Below are 23,106 nucleotides of genomic sequence, written 5' to 3'. Positions count from 1 at the left end.
GAGCGCCTAGCGTTTTTTACCTTTAGCGGGAGTTTTCTTGCGCGGTTTAGGCTTGGGCGTTTCCGGCGGTACGCGGTAGTGCAGATAAAGATCCAGCACCAGCTCCGGCAACTGTACCACTAGCGACTCTTGGCGCTGCTGGTCCTTGGCCAGCTCGACCATGTCTGGCTCGTCGTCGAACAGGCCCGATAGCAGCATGAACGGCAGTAGTAGGGTGGCCGCAGCCTCTTCATCGTCCTGGAACCAGGCGCTCTCATCGCTGAAGACGCCTTCCATGAAGCCCGCACACCAGTCGCCAATTGGAGTCTCTTCTGCGGGTTCGCCGCCGAGCGTCAGCTCGAAAGGCAGTTCCGGTAATCCGCCTTGTTCCAGTACCGCCACCGCATTGTCACGCAGCAGGGTAAGCAGCGTAATAATCTCATCGCGCTCGGCGTCGTCGGCGTAACGCGGCTCACCTTGAAACAGCTCGGCCAGCCACTGGTCGGGCGGCAGTTCACTAGGCGCGACGGCAAGCGCGACTAAGAAACCATGGGCGGAGATGAGATCCAGGGCGTCTTCATCCACTTGATCTGAAGCAAGGAAGTCGTCCAATCTATCCAGCTGCTCATCGTCGAGCAGTGGCTGCGGTGGCGTGTTTGGTTCTTGGGTGTCGCTACGCTCTGCCATGAGTAAAGCCTCATTAATGCGAATCGGTCATCATCGGATACTCTGTATCCCTATCAACGTGTACCTATTACGGCTAGTTTATCACTAATGAGTACTATACCTCTGCCTCCATGGCCTGCTGCCGAACTGGCCGCCATGACGACAACCGATTTGCACCATGCCGCGCGCGTGCGCGTAGAGCAGGCGTGGCAACGCTGCTGCGAGGTGTGCCCGCCGCTACCCGCCCCAAAGGTTTGGTTTGACTTGCGTGGTGCCTGTGCTGGGCAGGCGCATCTCAGCCGGGGCGGCTTACGCTTAAACCCGGTGCTGCTGAGTGAAAACCGCACGGCTTTTTTTGATGACGTTATTCCCCATGAAATGGCCCACTGGCTGGTATTTCATTTAGATAATGGTCCACGCTTGAAGCCTCACGGGCGTGAGTGGAAAACGGTGATGCGGGATCTGTTCGGTTTGGCGCCCAGCGTGACGCATCAGTTCGATATTCAGCAGGCGCAGTCTGCGCCGTATCGCTATCAGTGCGGCTGTCGAATTCATCGTTTTACACCCAGGCGCCACGCGCTAGCGGCAAGTGGACGTGGGTATCGCTGCCGACACTGTGTTAAGACCTTGGTCTACACGCCAGAAGATACGCTGTGATTGGAATGTAAGTATCCGTTTTTTAAGAAAAATTTGTTAATACCAATGTCTAAAGGGAAGCTTGCTCGCGGAGGTTTATGCTAGGGGAACCTTATTAGTAGTCGATAGGCCTGATAATCATCAGTCCACGTCATAAAGCAGTTCATAAAGACGCGCGTCGACGACAGTTTCTTTAGCAAGATCATTTATTTAGAAAGTGCATTTTCACGGACAGAGGCAATGTCATGAGCAATCAACAGAAAGTCTATCCGGTGCGCGACGAATTCGCCGCCAAAGCATGGGCCGACAAAGCCAAGTATGAGGCCATGTATCAGCAGTCGCTGGACGATCCGGAAGCCTTCTGGGCTGAGCAGGCCCAGCGCCTTGACTGGATTAAGGCGCCTACTAAGATCAAAAACACTTCCTTTGCGCGTGACAACGTTGATATCCGTTGGTTTGAAGATGGGTTGCTTAACGTCAGCGCCAACTGTTTGGACCGCCACTTAGAGACGCGTGGTGATCAAGCCGCGATTATTTGGGAGGGCGATAACCCCAATGAATCCAAGCACATTAGCTATCGTGAGCTGTACGCGCGTACGAACCAGCTAGCCAACGCGCTAAAAGAGCTGGGGATTGGCAAGGGCGATACCGTCACGCTGTATATGCCGATGATTCCTGAGGCCGCGATGGCGATGCTTGCCTGTGCGCGCATCGGTGCGGTGCACTCGGTGGTATTTGGCGGCTTCTCTCCAGATGCGGTTGCCCAGCGCGTTATCGGCTCGGATTCCAAACTTGTGATCACCGCCGATGAGTCGGTGCGTGGCGGCAAGCACGTGCCGCTTAAAGAAAACGTGGATTCTGCACTGACTCGCGAAGGCACTGACGTATGCAAAAACGTGCTGGTAGTGAAGCGTACCGGCGGTGACATTGATTGGAACGATGATCGTGATATTTGGTTTGATGTGCTTGTCGACAAACAGTCAAGCGAGTGCGAACCCGAAGCCATGGGCGCGGAAGACCCGCTGTTTATTCTGTATACCTCAGGCTCCACCGGCGCGCCGAAAGGACTCAAGCACACCACCGGTGGCTACCTGACCTACGCCGCGATGACCCACCAGTATGTGTTTGACTACCAGGACGGTGAAGTTTACTGGTGCACGGCGGATGTGGGCTGGGTAACCGGGCACAGCTATATCGTATATGGCCCGTTAGCGAACGGCGCGACGACCCTTATGTTTGAAGGCGTGCCGAGCTATCCGACCCACGGTCGGATGGGCGAGATCGTTGATAAGCACAACGTTAATATTCTTTATACTGCGCCCACGGCGGTGCGTGCATTAATGGCGCACGGCGACAGCGTTATGGATTCGAGCAAGCGTGACAGCCTGCGCCTGCTTGGCTCTGTGGGTGAGCCGATCAATCCGGAAGCCTGGGAATGGTTCTATCGGATAATTGGCAATGAGCAATGCCCGGTTGTCGATACCTGGTGGCAAACCGAAACTGGCGGCATCATGATTGCCCCGCTGCCGGGCGCCACGCCGCTGAAGCCTGGCTCGGCCACGACGGCGTTTTTTGGCGTGAAGCCAGCACTAGTCGACAATGAAGGCAAGATTCTTGAGGGTGCCACCGAAGGTAATTTGGTGATTCTCGATTCTTGGCCGGGGCAGGCGCGCTCTATCTGGAATGATCACGAGCGTTTTATTCAGACCTACTTTTCGACCTATGACGGCATGTATTTCACGGGTGACGGCTGCCGACGTGATGAGGATGACTACTATTGGATCACCGGGCGCGTTGATGACGTGCTCAACGTGTCGGGTCACCGTATGGGCACCGCCGAGATTGAGTCATCATTGGTAGCGCATAGCGCCGTTGCTGAAGCGGCCGTGGTAGGCTTTCCGCATGATATTAAGGGGCAGGGGATCTATATCTATGTCACCTTGAATGACGGTATCGAGGAGACTGACGAGCTCAAAAAAGAGCTGACCCAGTGGGTTCGTAAAGATATCGGGCCGATTGCATCGCCGGATGTCATTCAGTGGGCGCCAGGGCTACCAAAAACGCGCTCAGGGAAAATCATGCGGCGCATACTGCGCAAGATTGCCGCCAACGAGTGCGATGGGCTAGGTGATACCAGCACCCTGGCTGATCCGTCAGTGGTCGACGAGCTGATTGAACATCGCGCGAATCAATAACGCTCGCTATAGCACGTTGTTGAAGTGAACAGTGCCGACCTGATTAGGTCGGCACTGCTGTGTTTGTTGATATGAATTTTTCTTTGTATGAGTTTTCAATGGTACGATCGACCCATTACAAATTGTGCATGTGATGCTTGGGCATGATGAGGCCCATGGGGTACCATGCTTCACAACCGCAAGAGCCTAGCGTCGGGGTGGCAGACAGCCCCGCTGCTCAAGGAACCGGAGGAATATCCATGGCAGTAGCCCATAAGTTTATCGTCGCTGACGATCACCCGCTTTTTCGCGCAGCGCTGACACAAGCGTTACGCCAGCTTGCCCCCCAGGCGGAAATTGTCGAAGCGGATACCATGGAAGCCACTAATGAAGTGGTGAATCGCCACCCTGATGCTGATTTGATTCTCTTGGATCTGCATATGCCGGGCGCTCATGGCTTCTCTGGCTTGATTCAATTGCGTGGTCAAATGCCCGATATTCCCGTTGCCGTCGTCTCTGGAAGCGACGAGCCTTATGTCGTTCGTCGTGCTATTGACTACGGCGCGTCGGGTTTTATCCCTAAATCTTCGTCTCTACAACTAATTGCTGAGGCCGTCGGTGAAATTCTTAAGGGTGAAGTATGGTTGCCCGAAGCATTGGCCAACGTGCTGGAAGAAACCAGTGAAGAGGAGTCGCGCTTTGCTGAAGCGATTGCTTCGCTAACCCCGCAGCAATTTCGCGTACTGAATATGCTGACGGAAGGGCTGCTGAACAAACAGATCGCCTACGAGCTGAGCGTTTCGGAAGCGACGATCAAAGCACACGTGACCGCGATTTTGCGTAAGCTGGGCGTGCACTCGCGTACCCAGGCCGTGATTGCTGCCCAGAAGTTAGAAGTTGAACCACCGAAGGTTGCATCGTAAACGCTTACTAGCACGTTACGCGGCGCTTAGCGCGCCGCGCGATTGGCCTGTAACGTACGCGTCAATAGAGCCCGCAGCGCCGCCGGTTTAACCGGCTTTAGCAGCAGCTGGTAACCCGCCCGTTTGATTTCTTCAGCAACGACTTCTGTACGATCTGCGGTGATCACAATGCCTGGCACTGCCCCTTCAAAGCGCTCGCTGAGCGCCTCCAGCGCCATCAAACCAGTGACTTCATTATCCAGGTGATAGTCAGCCAGAATAGCATCGGGCTCACCGTCCATATTACGCAGAATGGATTTTGCTCCCCCAATGCTAGTGGCCGTAAACACTTCGCAGCCCCACCCGCTTAGCATGGCCGTCATGCCTTCTAGAATCAGCGTTTCATTGTCGATACACACGATACGCGTACCGTTCAATTTATGACCACCACGGCGCATTTGAGGCTCTAGATCGGATGCGTTGGCTTCCCGGGCGGCGACTGTCGGCACGCTGACCGAGAAAACCGCGCCTTTGCCTACCGTTGAGCGTACTTTGATAGGGTGATCAAGCACCCGGCTCATGCGGTCGGCAATCGAGAGACCCAGCCCCAATCCCTTTTCGCTTTCTTTGTGCCGCGAAACTTGATCTAAACGACGGAACTCTTGAAAAATCTCGGTCAGTTTAGATTCAGGAATGCCAGGACCGCTGTCCCACACTTCAATAGAGAGCCAGCCGTTTTGGCGGCGACAGCCCAGCAGTACCCGGCCCTCTTGGGTGTAGCGAATAGCATTAGATAAGAAATTTTGCACGATACGCCGCAGCATCTGAGGATCTGAGTCGACCCATAGCTGAGTCGGCACCACGTCTAAATCCAGCCCTCTGTCGTCAGCCATTACCTCAAATTCGGCGCGCAGTGGGCGGAAGATATCCGCCAGCGGGAAGTGGTTGCGACGTGGTGTTAAGGCGCCGGCATCCAGTTTAGAGATATCCAGTAGGGTGCTGAGCAGCTCCTCGGCCGCCTGAAGCGAGTTATCAATATGGCCAACGATACGCTGTGTATCTGGCTTAGTGACATTTTGCATGAGTGCCGAGGTAAACAGCCGAGCAGCGTTCAAAGGCTGCAGTAAATCATGGCTGGCGGCAGCGAGAAAACGTGTTTTAGAAGCGTTGGCATCTTCCGCCAGCTGTTTAGCTTGGCGCAGGGCGAGCTCTGCCTCCGCGCGTACGCGGTTCTCTTGGCGTAGCGCTGCGTTGGCCTCCGAAAGCGCCTGAGTACGCTCACGTACGCGCTCTTCAAGCGTTTCGTTGGTCTCCTCTAGGGCAATTTCAGCTTGGCGGCGCTCGGTAATATCTTGGTAAAGGGCAAAGAAACCCAAAATAGTTTGGCTGTCGCCAAAGTGAGGAGTGTAGGTCACGAGCATATAGCGCATAGCCTCGTTAACGCGCAGCGAGACTTCAAAACTCACGCGCTCCCCGCTTAGTGCACGGGTAACCCAGGGCGTGCGCTCCTCGGCCTGTTTGACCTGAAGCACGTCCTCAAAACGACGACCAATGACCGCGTTGCGATCAATATTAAAGGCCTGCTCGTAGGCGCGGTTGGTAAATAGGTAGCGACACTCTTTGTCGAAGTAGGCGATCAGCGCGGGCACGTTGTCGGTATAAATTCGGATATTGTTTTCCGAGCGGATCAGCGCCTCTTCTATACGCTTTTGCTGGGTAATGTCCTGATAGGTATAAACAAAACCGCCCCCCGGCATCGGGTTGCCCTGAACTTCTAGCACGCTGCCATCCTGGCGATAGCGCACATAGCGATGGGGCTGGCCTTCGCGAATGTTGTCGAGCAGTAGCTGGACGTGTTCTTCCGGATCTCCGGGGCCATATTCGCTGTTATGGGCGTTGTAGCGGAAGATGCGATCAATCGGCGCACCGACGCGAATGAGGTGGTCAGGGAAGCGGAATAGCTCCAGATAGCGCTGGTTCCACACCACCAGACGCAGGTTTTGATCGACTACGCTGATGCCCTGATTAATATTTTCAATAGTGGCCTGCAGCAGCGCTCGGTTGAACTCCAACACCTGCGAGGCTTCATCGACAATTGAAATCACGTCCGAAATGCCGATGCCGCGCCCCTGAAGCGCCGAGTTAACCACTATGCGTGCCGATGACGCGCCGAGAACCGAGGCCAGAAAGCGTTCAGTAAACTGAATAATATCAATCGATGCGCGGGTGCCGTCGTCCAACGGTTTGCCCGTGCGGCGGGCGTAGTCTTCAAAGGCGCGGCCCACTTGGCTGGCGCCTAGAAAACGCTCACAGAGCACTTTTAAATCGCCTACGGTGGTTGCCCCGGTCCAGGGGCGGTTGACCGAGGTCTGGCGTGTTTCCACGCTATCGACAAACAGTGACGCCTGAATACGCTCAACTACTCGCTGAGAGGTGACCTGGGAGACAAAAATGTAGCAAAACAGGTTAATCCCGAGTGACAGCATCACGCCGTGGGTAAAGCTATCGCCCAAATTAAGCCCAAACAGTGCCGTTGGCGATAGCCAGTTAAGCCCTAACGGGCCACCTTCAAGCCACTGGGTTGGCAGCACGCCAGCATTGATCATGGCGGGCATTAGCAGGCTATATACCCAGATCGCGAAGCCTGCGTTCATACCGACGATAACCCCGAACCGATTGCCGCGCTTCCAGTAAAGCCCGCCAATCACTGCCGGTGCAAACTGCGCGGCGGCCGCAAACGACAGCATGCCAATAGAGGCCAGGGAGGTGAATTCAGCCAGCAGTTGGTAAAAACCGTAGGCCATGGCCAGTACAGCGACAATCGTCAGGCGGCGAGTACGCAGCACTAGGCGGCCGTAATCGCGTGCTTTGGTATCAAACCAGCGCAGGCGGAACAGCGCTGGAATGACAATCTCGTTGGAGATCATGATAGATACCGCCACCGCGGCGACAATCACCATGCCCGTTGCAGCAGAAAACCCGCCAATAAAGGTGAGTAGCGTCAGCCACTGGTGCCCTGACGCCACCGACAGTGCCAGTACGTAGGTGTCAGGTTCTATACCAGTTTCGGAAAATAACAGCAGCCCGGCGGCGGCTAAGGGCACTACAAAAAACGCAATGGCTAGCAAATAAAGCGGAAACAGCCAGCGGGCTTTGGAAGCGTCGTCAGGGTGGATGTTTTCCACCACCGCCACGTGAAATTGGCGCGGTAAGCAAAGAATCGCCAGCATGGCGAGCAGCGTTTGTGCCCAGAAGCTTTGGCCAAAATCCTGGTTGGCGAGCTGGCGCTGGAGCTGAAGCTGGCTCTCGGCATGGCTCATTAACTCCCCCAGACCGCCGAACATACCCCAGGTGACAAAGGCGCCGAGTACCACGAAGGCCAGTAACTTGACCAGCGATTCAAACGCGACCGCATGAATTAAGCCTTCGTGATGTTCGGTGGCATCGGTGTGCCGGGTGCCGAATAAGATCGCAAAAATAGCCATGACAATGGCGACGTAGAACGCCGTATCGCCAAACAGCGGCGTATGGGTTACGTCCGTGGCGTCGGTGAGTACGCTAAACGTGGTGGAAACCGCTTTAAGCTGTAAAGCAATGTAGGGAAGGGTGCCGACGAGTGCGACGAGACTGGCAAAGGCGGCCAACGATTGCGTTTTGCCGTAGCGGGAGGCAATAAAGTCGGCAATAGACGTAACGTTTTGATGCTTCGCAACACGGATCATTTTGGCCAGCACGGGCCAGAAAAGTAAAAACGTTAATATGGGCCCGACGAAGATGCTGGCGAACGACCAGCCGGCTGTAGCGGCTTGTCCTACGGCGCCGTAAAACGTCCAGGAGGTGCAGTAAATCGCCAGCGCTAAGCTATAGATGATCGGACGCCGCCGGGTGGCGCCATGCGTGCGCGCTCGGCGGTCACCGTACCATGCTATGCAGAACAAAACGGCAATATAGAGTAACGATACCGCGACCAGTAGCCCGCCGTGAAACATGCCTTTCTCCCGCCAGAGTGTGCGATCCGCTTAACGTGCGCTGCTGATAAAAGGCCTTATTCTAGGCGAAATATAGCGCGTTGTACGATCATTGATACGCAGGTTTGCTGGCGACAGTTTAAGCCTATGAGGCACAGACGTTGAGAAGCAAGGGGGAGGTGTCGCGTAACGTACGTATCTGCTCAAGGATGGGATCGCGTGTCTCTTTCTCAAGCGGGACGAGTTCGCGATTTTCGCAGTTAAGCAGATAAGGCTGAGTGATGAGGATGTCCGTGTAATGGCGTTCAAACTGATAAAGGATAAATTCTGCTAAGCGGGCGCCATCTTGCTCGCTGATACGAATGTTTTCGCTGTCGATCACGCTAAACTTCGTGGTCATCGGGATCGCAAACGTCCATGGCCGCCATACTGCCGTGGTGGTGTCGCTGGAAATTACCGTGGCCGTATCGGGAAGCTGGGTCTGCTTATGCTCAAACCAGCTGTATTCCACCTGAACCTGATAGCCCAACATGCCGAGCCCACCAAAGACGGGCACTATCCACTTTGGCAGTCGTTTGCCGCTCAGCGTGCGCAGTATTAGCCCAATCCCTGCGGCCGCCAGGCCCGCAAAAACGGCGGCGATCAAATGCCATATCATAAATTATCCTTATTAAAAGCCATCGGGCCTCCCTGAGGAAGCCCGATGGTGGGTCGACTCCAAGGCGTGATCACTGCATTTCGCTAACACGCCAGGAATGATTATGACTTAGTGATCTATCGCCATGCCAGCACCTTTCGGATAGCGAACGCTTTCCACCAGGTCCTGAATTTCTTGCGGCGGAGCTTTTGTCACGCTAGAGACCGCAAAGGCAACCGCAAAGTTAATCATTGCACCCACGGCACCGAAGGACAGCGGAGAGATGCCCAGGAACCAGTTGTCAGGCGTATTTGCCAACATGTTGGTGCCTGCAACAAAGAACCAGCCCAGGTAGGTGAAGATATACAGCAGGGTGCTGATTAAGCCCGCCAGCATGCCAGCAATCGCGCCTGAGTTGTTCATCCGCTTAGAGAAAATACCCATCATCAGCGCAGGGAACAGCGATGCACCGGCAATACCAAAGGCCAGGGCGACCGTTTGTGCCGCAAACCCCGGCGGGTTAAGCCCTAGGAAGGTGGCTAATAATATCGCCCCACCCATTGAAATCCTGGCCGCCAGCATCTCGCTTTTTTCGCTGATTTTTGGATTGATCATCGTTTTGATCAAATCGTGGCTAATGGCTGAAGAGATTGCCAGTAGCAAGCCCGCCGCGGTAGAGAGCGCCGCTGCGATGCCGCCTGCTGCAATCAAACCAATGACCCAGCCGGGTAAGTTGGCGATTTCAGGGTTAGCGAGTACCAGGATATCGTTATTGACGTTGAGCTCGTTACCTTCCCAACCACGATCGGTGTAGTCAGTGGCATCATTGTAAAACTGGATGCGGCCATCGCTGTTGACGTCGTTGTAGATAATCAGCCCCGTGTCTTCCCAGGTACGGAACCACTCAGGGCGGTCTTCGTACAGGATCGGCGTTTGTGCCGCTTCTTCGTAGTTCTCAACCTGCCCCGCCATTTCTGGATAAACCGTGGTCATCAGGTTCAAGCGGGCCATGGAGCCTACCGCTGGCGCGGTGAGATAAAGCAGCGCAATGAAGACTAATGCCCAGCCCGCAGACCAGCGCGCGTCGGCCACTTTAGGCACGGTGAAAAAGCGAATAATAACGTGAGGAAGACCGGCAGTACCGACCATTAGCGACAGGGTGAACAGCACCATGTTGAGCTTGTTATCTACGTCAGCGGTGTAGTCTTGGAAGCCAAGTGCGCTTACCACGCTGTCCAGTTTCTCAAGCAGCGGCACGCCGGATTCGGTATGCGTACTGAACATGCCGAACATCGGAATGGGATTGCCGGTTAGCTGCATGGCAATAAATACCGCAGGGATGGTGTAGGCAACAATCAACACCACGTATTGAGCAACCTGGGTGTAGGTGATGCCTTTCATGCCGCCAAATACGGCGTAGAGGAAAACGATTAGCGCGGCAAGCCAAATACCCCAAGTGTTGCTAACTTCCAAAAAGCGAGAGAAGGCAACGCCTGCACCGGTCATTTGACCGATAACGTAAGTAACGGAGGCGATAATCAAGCACACAATCGCGACAAGGCGCGCGGTATTGCTGTAGAAGCGGTCACCGATGAAGTCTGGTACGGTGAACTTGCCAAATTTACGTAGGTAAGGCGCTAGCAGCATCGCCAGGATCACATAGCCACCGGTCCAGCCCATCAAAAAGGTGGAGTTCGCATAGCCACCGGAGGCGAGCAAGCCCGCCATCGAGATAAACGATGCCGCTGACATCCAGTCCGCCGCGGTAGCCATCCCGTTGGTGATAGGATGAACGCCGCCGCCTGCCACATAGAAGTCTTTCGTCGAGCCTGCTCGTGCCCAAATCGCGATGCCGATATAAAGGGCAAAGGAAGAGCCGACGAACAGTAAGTTAATTGCAAACTGGCTCATACCGGCTTACTCCTCAAGGCCATATTTTTGATCGAGCTTATTCATCTTCCAGGCATAGAAGAAGATCAGTACGATAAAAGTCAGAATTGAGCCCTGTTGTGCAAACCAGAAGCCTAAGTCAGTTCCGCCAACCGGAATGCCGGCTAGGAGAGGGCGAAATAGAATAGCGCATCCGTAAGAAACGAAGGCCCAAACGGCTAGGCATCCATAAATTAAACGGACGTTAGCTTTCCAGTATTCAGCAGCATTGCTTTTGTCGTCTGCCATTGTGTTTCTCTCCACTTGTGATTTTTAAGGTTGGGAAAGTTCACCAGGAATAGCGTGTAACCCATCAAGGTAATCGTACGTCGAGAACTACTCCATTTTAGGGCTAACAAGCTGGCCGTTTTTAGTGCGTCAGCTTGTTATCCACAAAACAATCTCGAGTGAGTTAGTAACGTGCGATTACCCTGCATGGCTCAGTGCTAATAGTGGCTAATAAATGCAAAAAAATAAATCCCAGACTTTGGTATCAATATACGAGCAGATGTCGGCTAGTGCTTTGCATATGATTGAAAATACGAATTTTTAACCGCTATTTGAACGAAGTTTGTCAGTATTTCAAGCGTTATGGGACGATAGTCTAGTAGATGAATAAATGCTGCGTTATTGGCTGCTTTAAATAAATACTTTGTTTTAGTCTAATGCTGATAGAGATGTATCAATACTTTGGTCGTGTCGCTAAAGTCGCTTCGACTTTAGCGTGATAGCTAAAGGTATAACAATGTTCTGCTTGCCTGTTGGGAAGTGAATCCTTTATACCCGTAGAGTGAGTTGCAAATAATAGCAGCGGGTTTTTTCGCGCAGGCACAATAATTGATTACTCCACGTCAGCTTTGAACGTTATGTCACGTTTTTTAGCCCGCCTTTTAGTTAAATGAGGGTCATGCACAATGGTTGATGTGGATTTATCCCAGCTGCCGTTTACGCTTCTTGATGATGAAGGGCGTGACCACATTCGCCGCGGCATTGATCTCGCTTATTTTGATCGCGACGAAATTATTTTAGAGACCGGCCAGGTGGGTGAGTTTGTTTTCTTAATTCATAAAGGAGAAGTGGCTGAAATAGATGCCAGCTTGCCATCGTCCACCTCGCGCATCGGACACTACACGCCGGGCGATATATTTGGCGCGATCAGCATTTTGAACGGTAAAAGCCGCTACCGCTTTAAGGCAGAGCAGGAGTGCCTGTGCTATTTATTGCCTAAGGCGCTGTTTCAGCAGCTTTGCAGTCGCTATCCAACCTTTAGTGACTTCTTTCGCCAATCGTTAACCCATAAGGCGCGCCTGCTGACTGAAAAGCGCGCCGAAGGGGGTGTCGCTATGGCGGGTTTCATGCTGGCTAAGGTCAGCGAGTGTATGCGCGAGCCGCTGCTAGTAGCCGCATCTACCGATATTGCTAGCGCCGTGAAGCAGCTTAACGATAGCCATGCCGACAGCCTGCTGGTGGACACCCAGGGTACGCTGGGAATGGTGACCAAAACCGACTTGCTTAACGGTTTGGTACTGGGCAGTTGTGATGTGACATCGCCGCTTGATGAAATTGCCCACTTCAATTTAGTGACTGTTGAGCCGGATCAGTACTTGTTTGAAGTATTGGTGCTTATGACGCGGCATAAAGTGGCCCGGGTCGTCGTGATGGAAAACAGCGTTTTAAGCGGCGTTGTCGAACTTACCGACGTGCTTAGCTACTTTTCAAGCCGCAGTTTTGTTGTGACTCTACAGGTTGAGCAGGCGACAAGCCTGGAGGCGCTGGCGGCAGCTAGCCAGCGTACGCCCGAGCTTGTTAAAGCGCTCATGACTCAGGGCGTTAAGCTGCGTTTCGCGATGGATCTGCTCGCTGCGTTGAACGGCCGCATCATGAGTAAAGCCTGGGAGTTTACCGTTGGCGAGGGGTACCGTCAGCATAGCTGCATGATGGTGATGGGAAGCGAAGGGCGCGGCGAGCAAATTCTGAAAACGGATCAAGATAATGGGCTAATTCTTGCCGATGACGTCCAGTGGCCTGATCTTTCCGCCGATATGAAAAAGCTAACTAACACCTTGGTGCAACTCGGTTATCCGCCATGTCCCGGCAATATTATGGTGTCTAATGCTGAGTGGGTAGGCACCGTGTCGCAGTGGAAAGCCAGTATTGCAAAGTGGGCCCGTGAGCGCGATGGCGATAGCCTGATGAAGCTGGCGATTATGCTTGATGCCCATGCCGTCGCGGGCAATCCAAGCCTGCTTGAAAGCGTGCGCGAAGAGCTGTTTGCACGCTGTTCCGATGACGAGCTGTTACTTTCCTATTTTGCCCGGACGGCGCTGCGCTTCTCAACGCCATTGACCCTGTTTGGCTCGTTGAAAAAGCCTCAGCACGGTATCGATATTAAAAAGGGCGGTATTTTTCCTATTGTTCACGGTGTTCGCACCATGGCGCTTGAACGGCGCATCAAAGCGACTTCTACGCTGGACCGGCTTGACGCCTTGGCTTCAGACGGCCGCTTAGATCGCCGTTTTGCTGATGATCTCGGTGAGGCGCTATCGCTGTTTGCCGAGCTGCGTCTTAAGCAACAGCTTGATGCATTGGAGGTGGAGAGTGGCCAAGGTGTGGATCAGCAAGCTCAAGCGGCTAGCCGGGCAAATCGAGTCGTGGTGCAAACGCTTTCGTCACTAGAACGTGACCTGTTGCGTGAGGCGCTGCACATCGTTAAAGACTTTAAACAGCGTCTTTCGCATCGTTATCATTTGGAGTATTCGTGAGTGGAATATGGCTGCTAGATCGACACGTGGCGCTGTTTAGCGGCTCGCTACGCACGTTGCTGCGTCGTGAAAGCGATCGGCGGCGCTGTGCTGATTCCCCCTACGCCTGGTTATTTCAGCCCTACATGGGGGAAGAGCTGGTGGCGCTCACCTGTCACGTAACGCCAACGGTGTCATCACCGGTCATTAGCCTGGCGGCTATTGTGTTTAATCAGCAGCGCATACTGACCAGTCAGGCCTTTGTGCTGAGCTTGGGCGCGGCGGGCCAGGCTGATAATGCGTCGCTGCGCCGCCATCGCTTACTGTGCCAGGCAGGTGAAATAACGCCGCCAAGCAGCGGTAACCTAAGTGCGTTAGTGGAGTTCATCGGCAATCGCCCCGTTGTGGGCTGGCAGCTGGATCAGCGAATTGGAGCGCTCAATGCGCTGCTAAGCGCGCGCCTAAATTTTGAACTGCCCAACGCCCAGGTCGATGTGGCGAAATTACACCAGCGCCAGTTAAGGCGCGTGCACCCAGAAGTTGACGCGCCTAGCAGCTTTGCCCAGGCGTTGGCCTGCTGGCAGGTGCCTGCTATGGGAGCTACCCACAGCGTATTAGGCGAAGCCACGGCGAGCGCGCTGCTGTACATGCGCCTGCAGCGCGTGATGGCAGAGGCCGTTTAGGAAGCGGCTGGCGCCGAACGGCGAGGCTGAATGTTGGGTCAAAGCAGCGAGTGTTGCTAGAATGGTGGCTGCTTTTCATTTCCAGCATCTTTCACCCTCGGTAGTGCCTATACCATGCAATCTCTTAATCATTTTGATCCCCATCCTTCCTCGGCCCACGTTAATCCTGCGCAGGGCGGCTCAGAGGATTTTGCTGGCGCCAAGCAAAAGCGCGATTTTAACAAACTGCAAAAGCGTCTACGCCGAGAAGTGGGCAATGCGATTATTGATTATCAAATGATCAATGAGGGTGACCGCATAATGGTGTGCCTGTCCGGCGGTAAAGACAGTTACACGATGCTGGAGATTTTGCGCAATTTACAGCGCAACGCGCCGATCAATTTTTCGCTGATAGCGGTCAATCTGGATCAAAAGCAGCCGGGCTTTCCTGAGCACGTGCTGCCTGCCTATCTGGATAAGCAGGGCGTTGAATATCACATTGTTGAGCGTGATACCTATTCGGTGGTGAAGGAAAAAACGCCTGAAGGTAAAACTACCTGTGCTCTGTGTTCACGCCTTCGTCGCGGCTCGCTGTACGGCTTTGCTGAAGAGATTGGGGCCAACAAGATTGCCTTGGGGCATCACCGCGAAGATATTCTTGAGACGCTGTTTCTGAATATGTTTTTCGGCGGCAGCTTAAAGGCAATGCCCCCAAAACTACTGTCCGATGACGGTAAAAACATGGTCATTCGGCCGCTGGCCTACTGCAAAGAAGCCGATATCGCTGAATTCTCGCGGCTGATGGAATTCCCGATTATCCCCTGCAACCTATGCGGCTCTCAGCCCAATATGCAGCGCCAAGTAGTCAAAGAAATGCTCGCCGAGTGGGATAAGAACTACCCCGGCCGCCTGGAAAGCATGTTCAAAGCCGTTACCAATATTGCGCCTTCACAGTTGGCAGACCGCAGTCTTTTCAACTTCGAAGGCTTAGAGGCCAAACAGGCGGAGCTAATGGCGGGGCGTATCCAGGCGTTTAACGTCGGCTAGCGCAATCGTTAGCGCTGAATAGCGATCCCTTAATCGTTAGGAGCCGTGCGTGTCACACTATGCGTTGTCTGGATATAGCCCTGTCCGCCCTGAGGCGTTGGGAGAGACGCTTCGCCGCCAGCCAGCGGGGCGTTTTTTGGTACAAGGCAGGGGGCCGCTCTCAGTGCATGGCGAGGCTAGTGTAGGGCGGCTACTGTTTGCCCACGGGGCGGGAGCCGGCCAGCAGTCAGCGTTCATGCAGCAATTTGTCACCTCTTTAGCCCAGCAGGGCGTGCAAGTACTGTGCATCGACTTTCCCTATATGCAGCAGATGCAAGAAGCCGGCAGGCGCAGGCCTCCTCCGCCAATTGCTCAAACGCTTGCCCAGTTGGCAGAGTGGTATGCGTTACTGAGTCCGCTGTCGGCGATTCCTCTGTGGGTCGGGGGCAAGTCAATGGGTGGGCGTGTAGCGACGCTGCTAGCGAGCCAGCAGACGTGTCCTGGGGTCGTAGTGGCTGGTTACCCGTTTCATCCACCTAAAGCGCCTGACAAGCTTCGTCTGGACCACTGGCCAGCTATTGAGTGCCCTTTGCTTGTTTTACAGGGCGAGAGAGATCCTTTCGGCACCCGCAGTGAGGTCGCAAATTACGATTTACCAGCCAATGCCCATCTTGCATGGCTAGAAGATGGCGACCATGATTTCAAGCCGCGTCGCTCTTCTGGCCAAACGCACAAGGTTTTGATTGACGAAGCTACCCAAATTGCGGCATCCTTCGTCCGCGCTTACGGCTAAGGCTTAGCAGAGAGCAGCACGCTAGTTTAAAACATCGTTTTAATAACCGTTTTAAACGTAGCATGTTGACATTCAACAAGTCTTCTGTAGAATGCAGCGCCACGTGTCCAGCGGGTGGTTAGCTCAGTTGGGAGAGCACCAGCCTTACAAGCTGGGGGTCACTGGTTCGAACCCAGTACCACCCACCATCTTAGATGGTAAAGATACGTTGTAGAAAAGCAGTGGTAGCGTAATAGTAAGGCAAGTATAATTAAGTACTGATGTGCATAACGGACCGGTAGTTCAGTCGGTTAGAATGCCGGCCTGTCACGCCGGAGGTCGCGAGTTCGAGTCTCGTCCGGTCCGCCAACATCACATCGCTATTTAGCTTGAATACTGTTTCACTGATACTGTTGTAAGGCATTAGTTCTAAGAAATGTTTTAGAAAAGATGTTGCAGTAAAAAGCATGTTATCGCACTTCGGACCGGTAGTTCAGTCGGTTAGAATGCCGGCCTGTCACGCCGGAGGTCGCGAGTTCGAGTCTCGTCCGGTCCGCCACGATAACTGCTAATAGATTGGGTGGTTAGCTCAGTTGGGAGAGCACCAGCCTTACAAGCTGGGGGTCACTGGTTCGAACCCAGTACCACCCACCATCGCCTAAGAGTTTAAAGCGCCTCTGAACCGCTTTAAAATATTAGTGTTGTGATGGTTGTATAGGAGCGTTTATCTAATTTTTATAGATCAAGCGTTTTTATAGTAAGTGCCTTAAAGTGGACCGGTAGTTCAGTCGGTTAGAATGCCGGCCTGTCACGCCGGAGGTCGCGAGTTCGAGTCTCGTCCGGTCCGCCATTAAAGCACTCATCGGCATTAGCCGAACAAATTCTGAAAAGCCCGGATCAATGATCCGGGCTTTTTTTATTGCGCGCAGCCTAAGCTGCGCGCAACTATTTAAGCAATAATGCTCACGGCTGCTTTGGCCACTAGCACGTCTTGATCAGGCTTGACGCCTGAAATGCCGACAGCGCCTATCACATGGCCATCGACAATAATCGGCACGCCGCCTGAGAGAAGGCCTTGCAGCGGCGCAGAAATAAACGCGGTGCGCCCGCCGTTGATCATTTCTTCAAACACTTGTGTTTCTTTGCGGCCCATCGCGGCGCTACGCGCTTTGTGCGTAGCGACGTCAGCACTGAAGGGTGCAGCTCCGTCTAAACGGCGTAGGCCTAATAAATGACCGCCATCGTCGGTCACTGCAATCGTCACCGACCAGCCGTTACTCTCAGCTTCTTTCTGCGCTGCGTCTAATACGTTAATGACATCGGCTTGGGCGAGAATAGCTTTTGTTTGCATGCTTACATCCTTTTTAGGGTAGAGAGAAAAGTGGCCGCGCCATTAATAAGCAGCGCGGCACAGGGAAGAATCAATTAAGGCAGAGCGGCATCGACGATTTCCACCCAGTGGCGCACCGGGGTGCGGTTGGCGCCGGCAAGGTGCGTCTGGCAGCCGATATTGGCCGTGACAATAACATCCGGCTTGCCTGCCTCAAGTGCATTGAGCTTATTGTCACGCAGCTGCGTGGCAAGCTCAGGCTGGGTAATAGAGTACGTCCCCGCCGATCCACAGCAAAGGTGCCCATCCTGAACCGGCGTCAAAGAAAAGCCTAGCTTAGTGAGCACGCCTTCAACCGCGCCATTGAGCTTCTGAGCGTGCTGTAGCGTGCAGGGGCAGTGAAAGGCCAGCCGCTTTGAGTCGTTAACGTTCAACGCCTCTAGCGGCTCATCGCGCAAGATTTCGACAATATCTTTAGCCAGGGTGCTAACCTTTTCCGCTTTCACTGCGTAGGTGGGGTCATCCTTGAGCATGTGTCCATACTCTTTAATAAAGGCGCCGCAGCCACTGGCGGTTTGCACAATCGCTTCGGTGCCTTGCTCAATATACGGCCACCAGGCGTCGATATTGGCGCGCATGCGAGCGCGCCCGTCGTCTTGGGCGTTGAGGTGAAAATCCACGGCGCCACAGCAGCCTGCTTCAGAAACAGGCGTTACGCTAATCCCTAAACGATCAAGTATGCGCGCGGTAGCGGCATTGGTATTCGGTGATAGCCCCGGTTGTACGCAGCCTTCTAACATTAATACTTGCCGAGCATGGCGGTGGGCATCGGGGCGAGTGCCGGCATCCACGGGGGCCGTAGGCATTTTACTGCGCAGCTTGGCAGGCACCAGCGGCTTAAAGGTTTGCCCAAGCTTCAGCAGCGCTTGAAAGCGCTTAGGATCAACCATCATCTTGCGCAGTGCATAGCGCTGGGCCCGCTCAGCGGCCGGGCGCGGTACGCGGCGCTCAATTTCAGCACGCCCAATATTAAGCAGCTTATGGTACTCCACGCCCGAAGGGCAGGTGGTTTCACAGCTAAGGCACGTCAGACAGCGGTCAAGGTGCAGGCGAGTCTCATCGGTGACCTGGTCGTCATCGTCTTGGCTCTCAAGCAGCTCTTTCATTAGATAGATGCGCCCGCGGGGACCATCGCGCTCATCGCCTAGCAGCTGATAAGTAGGGCAGGTAGCGTTGCAGAAACCGCAGTGAACGCAGGTGCGTAAAATACGCTCTGCTTCCTGAATATGCGGCTTTTGACGATCGGCATCGGTAAAGTGCGTCTGCATATGTCAGCTCTCCTGATTAAAACGCCGCATAAAGACGACCGGGGTTAAATATGCCATGAGCATCCAGTTCCGCCTTCAGGTTACGATGATATTTTTCCACTACCGCGTTGAGCGGTGTGAAGGGATCTACGGCGCCGCCCTGGGAATGAGGCGTGTAGCAGGTCGCATGACCGCCCGCGGCGTTGCACGTAGCGCGCAGCGTGTCTGCATCCAGCGTTGTCTTTACCCAGCGCTGGCTACCCGCCCAGTCGTAGAAAATATTCGTTTCGGGAATATCCAAGGCCAGAGGCGGCGTATGCGGCGGTAGCGATAAACGCCACAGCGCCTGATCATCGTCGGGCTGAAAGAACCTGTGAGTATGGTCGCGCAGCTCACGCCAGAAACGGGCATCAAGCGGCTCACCGCCCAAGCGTTCCTGGGTGGCGTTAACCGAGCTTTTGCCGCCTTCTAAGCGTAGAAACAGCTCACCTTGATGCCAGGCCGCTGCCGTGATTGGCAGCGGCTGACGACCCAGTTCAGCGAGTTTTTTGAGCGCATCGTCAAGGCTGTACGTTAGCCGCAGGCTGTGAGTGGCCGTGGGAATCGGCAGCACTTTAAAGGAAATGTCGGTCAGTACGCCCAGAGTGCCCTGTGCGCCAGCCATTAAGCGCGAAAGATCGTAACCGGCGACATTCTTCATCACTTCACCGCCAAAGCGGAGCAGTTTGCCTTCTTGAGTAATCACCCGCGTGCCCAGTACGAAGTCGCGCGCCGCACCCGCCCAGGGGCGGCGCGGCCCGGAAAGCCCGGTGGCGACTGCGCCACCAATGGTGCTGCTTTCAGTAAATAGCGGTGGCTCGAACGCCAGCATTTGATTCTGCTCTGCTAGCACGGCCTCTAAGTCACGAATGCGTGTGCCAGCGCGCACGGTTACCACTAACTCCACCGGGTCGTAGCTCACAATGCCGCTGTGTTCGGCCATTTGCAGTGGTTGGCCTTCCACGGGGCGGCCATAAAAAGCGCGGGTGTCTCCGCCTACAATACGTAGCGGGGTGCGTTCGGCATACGCGCTGCGCACCTGTTCACACAGGGCGTCAGCGATATCGCGGTCGGCGGCGTACATCGCTCGTTCGGTCATGGTCTTTCCTAGTTTTGGTCTTGCCTAGTTATTATCGTGGCTAGGTTAACTATTAAAAACGCGGCAGCTCCGGGTGTGGTAGCTCGTTGTTATGGACGTGCATCGCCCCAAATTCAGCGCAGCGCGCCAGCGTTGGAATGTTCTTGCCTGGATTCAGCAGCCGCTGCGGATCAAAAGCCGCCTTTAGCGCGTGGAAAACGCTAATTTCGTCCGGCTGGAACTGACTGCACATTTGATTGATCTTTTCGCGGCCAACGCCATGCTCACCGGTAATTGAGCCGCCCGCTGCCACGCAGAGTTCGAGGATCTTGCCGCCCACTTCTTCGGCAAGCGCTAGCTCGCCCTCTTTGTTGGCATCAAACAGAATCAGTGGGTGCATATTGCCGTCACCGGCGTGAAACACGTTGGCTACCCGTAGCCCGCTCTCTTCGGAAAGCGCGGCAATACCTTTAAGCACGCGTGGAAGTTCGCGGCGGGGAATGGTGCCATCCATGCAGTAGTAATCTGGCGACATACGGCCCACTGCGGGAAAGGCATTTTTACGCCCGGCCCAGAACTTGGCGCGCTCGGCCTCATCGCGAGCCTGCTGGATGTTAGTGGCCCCGGCGTCTTCCAACACTCGGCGTACGGTCGCGCAGTCGTCGTCGACATCAGCCTCAACGCCGTCTAGCTCGCAGAGTAGAATCGCCTCAGCGTCGAGAGGGTAGCCGGCTCTGACAAAATCCTCAGCGGCTTGAATGGCGAGTTTGTCCATCATTTCTAGGCCGCCGGGGATAATGCCTGCGGCAATGATGTCGCCGACGGCCCGGCCGGCTTTTTCGACGTCATCAAAGCTTGCCATCAGCACTTTCGCCGTTTCCGGTTTGGGCAGTAGCTTGACGGTGATTTCAGTGATCACCCCCAGCATGCCTTCAGAGCCGTTCATAAGGGCTAGCAGATCAAAACCGGGCGCATCTAGCGACTCGGCTCCCAGCGTCATGTGCTCGCCCTCAATGGTGAGCACATCAACGCGCATAACGTTATTGACCGTAAGGCCATATTTTAAACAGTGCACGCCACCGGCGTTTTCAGCCACATTGCCGCCAATAGAGCAGGCAATTTGCGATGAAGGGTCGGGCGCATAGTAGAGCGAGTAGGGCGCGGCGGCTTCAGAAATAGCCAGGTTGCGCACGCCGGGTTGAACACGCGCTAGACGCGCGTCAGGGTCGACTTTTAAAATTTTGTTAAAGCGCGACATTACCAGCAGTACACCTTTCTCTAGCGGCAGCGCGCCGCCAGAAAGCCCGGTTCCTGCGCCGCGGGTGACAACGGGGACGCTTAATGCATGGCAGCGTTTAAGCAGCTTTTCCACCTGATCAAGCGAGTCAGGCATCGCCACCAGCATGGGCAATACGCGATAGGCCGCTAGCCCGTCGCACTCAAAAGGTCGCAGGTCTTCCTCGCGATGCAGAAGTGTCATCTCAGGAATGGATTGCTGCAGGTCGCTTAAAACCTCTGTTTTATCACGGCCGACGAGCGGGCCATCTAGGCGCTCATCAAAGAGGATATTCATGATGACATCCCATGCTTATTGTCATTAAAGGATAACGCTGGCTATTTTCACGCACACATTTCACGCACGTGCATATCTCACGTACAGCGCGGCTGCGCTACATGGTTTCAATTTGGGCTTTTTTTGCGCGTCTGTCTAGACCGTGGTGCATTGGTCTTACCATTAATTAGTCGACACAACGCGTCCTGAGCTGCTGAGTGACGCTAGGTCCGCTCAGCCGTTAGCGATACTCTTGTCATAATCAGTGTTAATAACGCCTGCTAGCGTGGCTACCTCGATTTTATTGCATAAGTGGTCACGCAAGATTTGGCCCAGCAGCGCCCCATCGCGCTTTTCGAGCGCCGCCATCATGTTTTCATGATCCTTTACCGCCTGGCTCCAGTAACGCTCGGTCATTTTCTTGGAGTAACGCACGCGCTTAACACGTTGGTTTAAGTTGCTATAGGTCTCTTGTAAAACGTCATTATTTGCCGCGGCCAGAATGCTTTCGTGAATCTGGCGATTGACCTTGAAATAGGGCAATAGATCGCGATTACGGTAGTGCTCTAGCATCGTATCGTGGAGCTTTCGAATGGCGCTAATCTCAGCGTCACTGATGTGCTGGCAGGCAAGCTCGCCGGAGAGCCCTTCCAGGGCCGCCATTAAATCGTAAGTGTCTTTCACATTTTTGAAGGTCAGCTGTACCACCCGCGCGCCTCGGTTGGGCAGCAGCTCGATAAGGCCTTCGGTGGCGAGTACCTTCAGCGCTTCACGCAATGGCGTGCGCGATACGCCGAAGCTATCACACAGCTGCTTTTCAGATATTCGTTCACCGGGGGATAGTTCGCCGTGCTCAATGAGTTCGCCAATTCTATCGGCCACTTCGCGATATAAATTGCGCTGCAATATCTTTGTCATTCTTCAGTTCCCTGTCAGTGGCGCACTTGGCCTGCTGCCAAGCTACCCAGACCACCTGGATCGTTTGAGCACGATACCATTTGCTTAAAACCGTCTTTGCATAGTGGCTATTATTTGCATGATCTGCAAAAGTAATTATGAATTCAATATTCACGGTGTCAGCATTCTGCTGATGATTTTGTCATCTTAACAATCACAAAGGTAAAACCGATGGCCGGACAAGTATTTCACTGCAGCGTGCAGCTTCCTAGGGAACAAAGTAGAAAAGTAATCGAAGGCGCTATAGCGCTGGCCCGCGAAGCCAATCTTCCGCCGCTAACCATCGTGGTATTAGATGGCGGCGGTAATCTAGTGGCAGCAGAGCGTGAAGATGGCTGTGCACCGCTGCGTTTTCCAGTGGCACAGGGGAAAGCCTATGCGTCACTTGGCATTGGGGTAGCCAGCGGCGTGTTAGGCGTTCGCAACGCTGAACGCACGGCGTTTGTTGCCAGCGTTTCGGCGGCTTCCCAGGGGCATTTTGTGGCCGTGGCAGGCGGAGTCCCCATTTTGAATGATCAGCAATGTGTGATTGGCGCGGTGGGCGTAAGCGGCGCCTCGTCCGATGAAGATCAGCAGGCCGCTATAGCGGGCATTGAGCTAGCAGGTTTACGTTGGGGGCTTGAGCCTAGCTAGCAATATAGCGGGATAATTGAGATTCAAGAGCGGGCTGTGTGGCTTATTCGAGCCACCGCCCGTTTTTTTATGTATGAAGGTCGTTAGTGGTGGCTTAAAAAACAAGGCGTTGCAGCCT

18 protein-coding genes and 5 tRNA genes are annotated in these 23,106 nt (G+C 54.3%); 13 read left to right on the top strand and 10 right to left on the bottom strand.

Going from position 1 to position 23,106, the window contains the following annotated elements; all coding sequences use genetic code 11:
• Positions 1–6: 6 nt before the first annotated feature.
• Positions 7–666 (bottom strand): YecA/YgfB family protein, encoded by a 660-nt coding sequence (locus KUO20_RS12760; RefSeq protein WP_235040228.1) that lies wholly within the window; start codon positions 664–666, stop codon positions 7–9.
• A gap of 87 nt (positions 667–753) precedes the next feature.
• On the opposite strand from KUO20_RS12760, the gene KUO20_RS12755 reads away from it, so the two are divergent.
• The 3 genes from KUO20_RS12755 (at position 754) to KUO20_RS12745 (ending at position 4,378) form a co-directional block, all read left to right on the top strand.
• Positions 754–1,302, top strand: a complete 549-nt coding sequence (locus KUO20_RS12755; protein ID WP_235040227.1) for a SprT family zinc-dependent metalloprotease — start codon at positions 754–756, stop codon at positions 1,300–1,302.
• 224 nt (positions 1,303–1,526) lie between these two features.
• Positions 1,527–3,476: an acetate--CoA ligase gene (acs, locus tag KUO20_RS12750; protein WP_235040226.1), complete on the top strand. Its 1,950-nt coding sequence runs from the start codon at positions 1,527–1,529 to the stop codon at positions 3,474–3,476.
• A gap of 239 nt (positions 3,477–3,715) precedes the next feature.
• Positions 3,716–4,378 carry a response regulator gene (locus tag KUO20_RS12745; RefSeq protein ID WP_096278245.1) on the top strand — a complete coding sequence of 221 codons (663 nt, stop codon included), beginning with the start codon at positions 3,716–3,718 and terminating at the stop codon, positions 4,376–4,378.
• Between the two features lie 26 nt (positions 4,379–4,404).
• Here KUO20_RS12745 and KUO20_RS12740 read toward each other — a convergent pair whose 3' ends face one another.
• The 4 genes from KUO20_RS12740 to KUO20_RS12725 all read right to left on the bottom strand — a co-directional run bounded on the left by KUO20_RS12740 (position 4,405) and on the right by KUO20_RS12725 (position 11,140).
• The gene (locus KUO20_RS12740) at positions 4,405–8,346 is read right to left on the bottom strand and encodes a hybrid sensor histidine kinase/response regulator (RefSeq protein WP_235040225.1); all 3,942 of its coding nucleotides are present in this window, start codon (positions 8,344–8,346) and stop codon (positions 4,405–4,407) included.
• A gap of 124 nt (positions 8,347–8,470) precedes the next feature.
• Positions 8,471–8,983 carry a hypothetical protein gene (locus KUO20_RS12735; protein ID WP_235040224.1) on the bottom strand — a complete coding sequence of 171 codons (513 nt, stop codon included), beginning with the start codon at positions 8,981–8,983 and terminating at the stop codon, positions 8,471–8,473.
• A 108-nt stretch (positions 8,984–9,091) separates the two neighbouring features.
• On the bottom strand, positions 9,092–10,873 hold the full coding sequence (locus tag KUO20_RS12730) for a sodium:solute symporter family protein (RefSeq protein ID WP_235040223.1): 1,782 nt from the start codon (positions 10,871–10,873) through the stop codon (positions 9,092–9,094).
• Between the two features lie 6 nt (positions 10,874–10,879).
• A complete protein-coding gene (locus tag KUO20_RS12725) occupies positions 10,880–11,140 on the bottom strand; it encodes a DUF4212 domain-containing protein (protein WP_235040222.1) in 261 nt (86 codons plus the stop codon).
• A gap of 665 nt (positions 11,141–11,805) precedes the next feature.
• Here KUO20_RS12725 and KUO20_RS12720 point away from each other — a divergent pair.
• The 9 genes from KUO20_RS12720 (at position 11,806) to KUO20_RS12680 (ending at position 16,942) form a co-directional block, all read left to right on the top strand.
• Positions 11,806–13,653: a DUF294 nucleotidyltransferase-like domain-containing protein gene (locus KUO20_RS12720; protein ID WP_235040221.1), complete on the top strand. Its 1,848-nt coding sequence runs from the start codon at positions 11,806–11,808 to the stop codon at positions 13,651–13,653.
• Complete coding sequence (locus tag KUO20_RS12715) at positions 13,650–14,315, top strand: 3'-5' exonuclease family protein (RefSeq protein ID WP_235040220.1); 666 nt, start codon at positions 13,650–13,652, stop codon at positions 14,313–14,315. Before KUO20_RS12720 ends, KUO20_RS12715 begins: the two co-directional genes overlap by 4 nt.
• Positions 14,316–14,429: 114 nt before the next feature.
• Complete coding sequence (ttcA, locus tag KUO20_RS12710) at positions 14,430–15,341, top strand: tRNA 2-thiocytidine(32) synthetase TtcA (protein ID WP_235040219.1); 912 nt, start codon at positions 14,430–14,432, stop codon at positions 15,339–15,341.
• A 49-nt stretch (positions 15,342–15,390) separates the two neighbouring features.
• Positions 15,391–16,113 (top strand): alpha/beta fold hydrolase, encoded by a 723-nt coding sequence (locus tag KUO20_RS12705; RefSeq protein ID WP_235040218.1) that lies wholly within the window; start codon positions 15,391–15,393, stop codon positions 16,111–16,113.
• Positions 16,114–16,225: 112 nt separating this feature from the next.
• A tRNA-Val gene (locus KUO20_RS12700) sits at positions 16,226–16,301 on the top strand.
• 83 nt (positions 16,302–16,384) lie between these two features.
• Positions 16,385–16,461: transfer RNA gene (locus tag KUO20_RS12695), tRNA-Asp, on the top strand.
• 113 nt (positions 16,462–16,574) lie between these two features.
• A tRNA-Asp gene (locus KUO20_RS12690) sits at positions 16,575–16,651 on the top strand.
• A 19-nt stretch (positions 16,652–16,670) separates the two neighbouring features.
• Positions 16,671–16,746: transfer RNA gene (locus tag KUO20_RS12685), tRNA-Val, on the top strand.
• Positions 16,747–16,865: 119 nt separating this feature from the next.
• Positions 16,866–16,942, top strand: a tRNA-Asp gene (locus tag KUO20_RS12680).
• 99 nt (positions 16,943–17,041) lie between these two features.
• Here the strand turns inward: KUO20_RS12680 and KUO20_RS12675 are convergent.
• The 5 genes from KUO20_RS12675 to KUO20_RS12655 all read right to left on the bottom strand — a co-directional run bounded on the left by KUO20_RS12675 (position 17,042) and on the right by KUO20_RS12655 (position 22,316).
• A complete protein-coding gene (locus tag KUO20_RS12675; protein ID WP_235040217.1) occupies positions 17,042–17,443 on the bottom strand; it encodes a heme-binding protein in 402 nt (133 codons plus the stop codon).
• Between the two features lie 74 nt (positions 17,444–17,517).
• Complete coding sequence (glcF, locus tag KUO20_RS12670; RefSeq protein WP_235040216.1) at positions 17,518–18,750, bottom strand: glycolate oxidase subunit GlcF; 1,233 nt, start codon at positions 18,748–18,750, stop codon at positions 17,518–17,520.
• 16 nt (positions 18,751–18,766) lie between these two features.
• On the bottom strand, positions 18,767–19,867 hold the full coding sequence (glcE, locus tag KUO20_RS12665; protein WP_235040215.1) for a glycolate oxidase subunit GlcE: 1,101 nt from the start codon (positions 19,865–19,867) through the stop codon (positions 18,767–18,769).
• A gap of 52 nt (positions 19,868–19,919) precedes the next feature.
• The gene (gene glcD, locus KUO20_RS12660; RefSeq protein ID WP_235040214.1) at positions 19,920–21,419 is read right to left on the bottom strand and encodes a glycolate oxidase subunit GlcD; all 1,500 of its coding nucleotides are present in this window, start codon (positions 21,417–21,419) and stop codon (positions 19,920–19,922) included.
• Between the two features lie 213 nt (positions 21,420–21,632).
• Positions 21,633–22,316, bottom strand: coding sequence for a GntR family transcriptional regulator (locus KUO20_RS12655; protein ID WP_235040213.1), 684 nt, complete (start codon positions 22,314–22,316; stop codon positions 21,633–21,635).
• Positions 22,317–22,526: 210 nt separating this feature from the next.
• Here KUO20_RS12655 and KUO20_RS12650 point away from each other — a divergent pair, with 210 nt between their 5' ends.
• Entirely contained in the window at positions 22,527–22,988 is a 462-nt protein-coding gene (locus KUO20_RS12650; RefSeq protein WP_235040212.1) for a GlcG/HbpS family heme-binding protein, read from the top strand.
• The last annotated feature ends 118 nt before the right edge of the window (positions 22,989–23,106 follow it).

This window comes from Vreelandella profundi (assembly GCF_019722725.1).
GTDB lineage: Bacteria > Pseudomonadota > Gammaproteobacteria > Pseudomonadales > Halomonadaceae > Vreelandella > Vreelandella profundi.
The sequence above is the reverse complement of the archived record's forward strand: the minus strand, read 5'-3'. Positions and strand labels throughout refer to the sequence as shown.

What these genes read in the sequence shown, in the direction of transcription:
- KUO20_RS12735 (WP_235040224.1), bottom strand. Translation starts at nt 8,983, where the DNA reads ATGATATGGCATTTGATCGCCGCCGTTTTTGCGGGCCTGGCGGCCGCA.
- glcE (WP_235040215.1), bottom strand. Translation starts at nt 19,867, where the DNA reads ATGACCGAACGAGCGATGTACGCCGCCGACCGCGATATCGCTGACGCC.
- ttcA (WP_235040219.1), top strand. Translation starts at nt 14,430, where the DNA reads ATGCAATCTCTTAATCATTTTGATCCCCATCCTTCCTCGGCCCACGTT.
- KUO20_RS12755 (WP_235040227.1), top strand. Translation starts at nt 754, where the DNA reads ATGAGTACTATACCTCTGCCTCCATGGCCTGCTGCCGAACTGGCCGCC.
- KUO20_RS12725 (WP_235040222.1), bottom strand. Translation starts at nt 11,140, where the DNA reads ATGGCAGACGACAAAAGCAATGCTGCTGAATACTGGAAAGCTAACGTC.
- KUO20_RS12675 (WP_235040217.1), bottom strand. Translation starts at nt 17,443, where the DNA reads ATGCAAACAAAAGCTATTCTCGCCCAAGCCGATGTCATTAACGTATTA.
- KUO20_RS12720 (WP_235040221.1), top strand. Translation starts at nt 11,806, where the DNA reads ATGGTTGATGTGGATTTATCCCAGCTGCCGTTTACGCTTCTTGATGAT.
- KUO20_RS12730 (WP_235040223.1), bottom strand. Translation starts at nt 10,873, where the DNA reads ATGAGCCAGTTTGCAATTAACTTACTGTTCGTCGGCTCTTCCTTTGCC.
- KUO20_RS12760 (WP_235040228.1), bottom strand. Translation starts at nt 666, where the DNA reads ATGGCAGAGCGTAGCGACACCCAAGAACCAAACACGCCACCGCAGCCA.
- KUO20_RS12740 (WP_235040225.1), bottom strand. Translation starts at nt 8,346, where the DNA reads ATGTTTCACGGCGGGCTACTGGTCGCGGTATCGTTACTCTATATTGCC.
- KUO20_RS12655 (WP_235040213.1), bottom strand. Translation starts at nt 22,316, where the DNA reads ATGACAAAGATATTGCAGCGCAATTTATATCGCGAAGTGGCCGATAGA.
- glcD (WP_235040214.1), bottom strand. Translation starts at nt 21,419, where the DNA reads ATGAATATCCTCTTTGATGAGCGCCTAGATGGCCCGCTCGTCGGCCGT.
- KUO20_RS12745 (WP_096278245.1), top strand. Translation starts at nt 3,716, where the DNA reads ATGGCAGTAGCCCATAAGTTTATCGTCGCTGACGATCACCCGCTTTTT.
- KUO20_RS12650 (WP_235040212.1), top strand. Translation starts at nt 22,527, where the DNA reads ATGGCCGGACAAGTATTTCACTGCAGCGTGCAGCTTCCTAGGGAACAA.
- acs (WP_235040226.1), top strand. Translation starts at nt 1,527, where the DNA reads ATGAGCAATCAACAGAAAGTCTATCCGGTGCGCGACGAATTCGCCGCC.
- glcF (WP_235040216.1), bottom strand. Translation starts at nt 18,750, where the DNA reads ATGCAGACGCACTTTACCGATGCCGATCGTCAAAAGCCGCATATTCAG.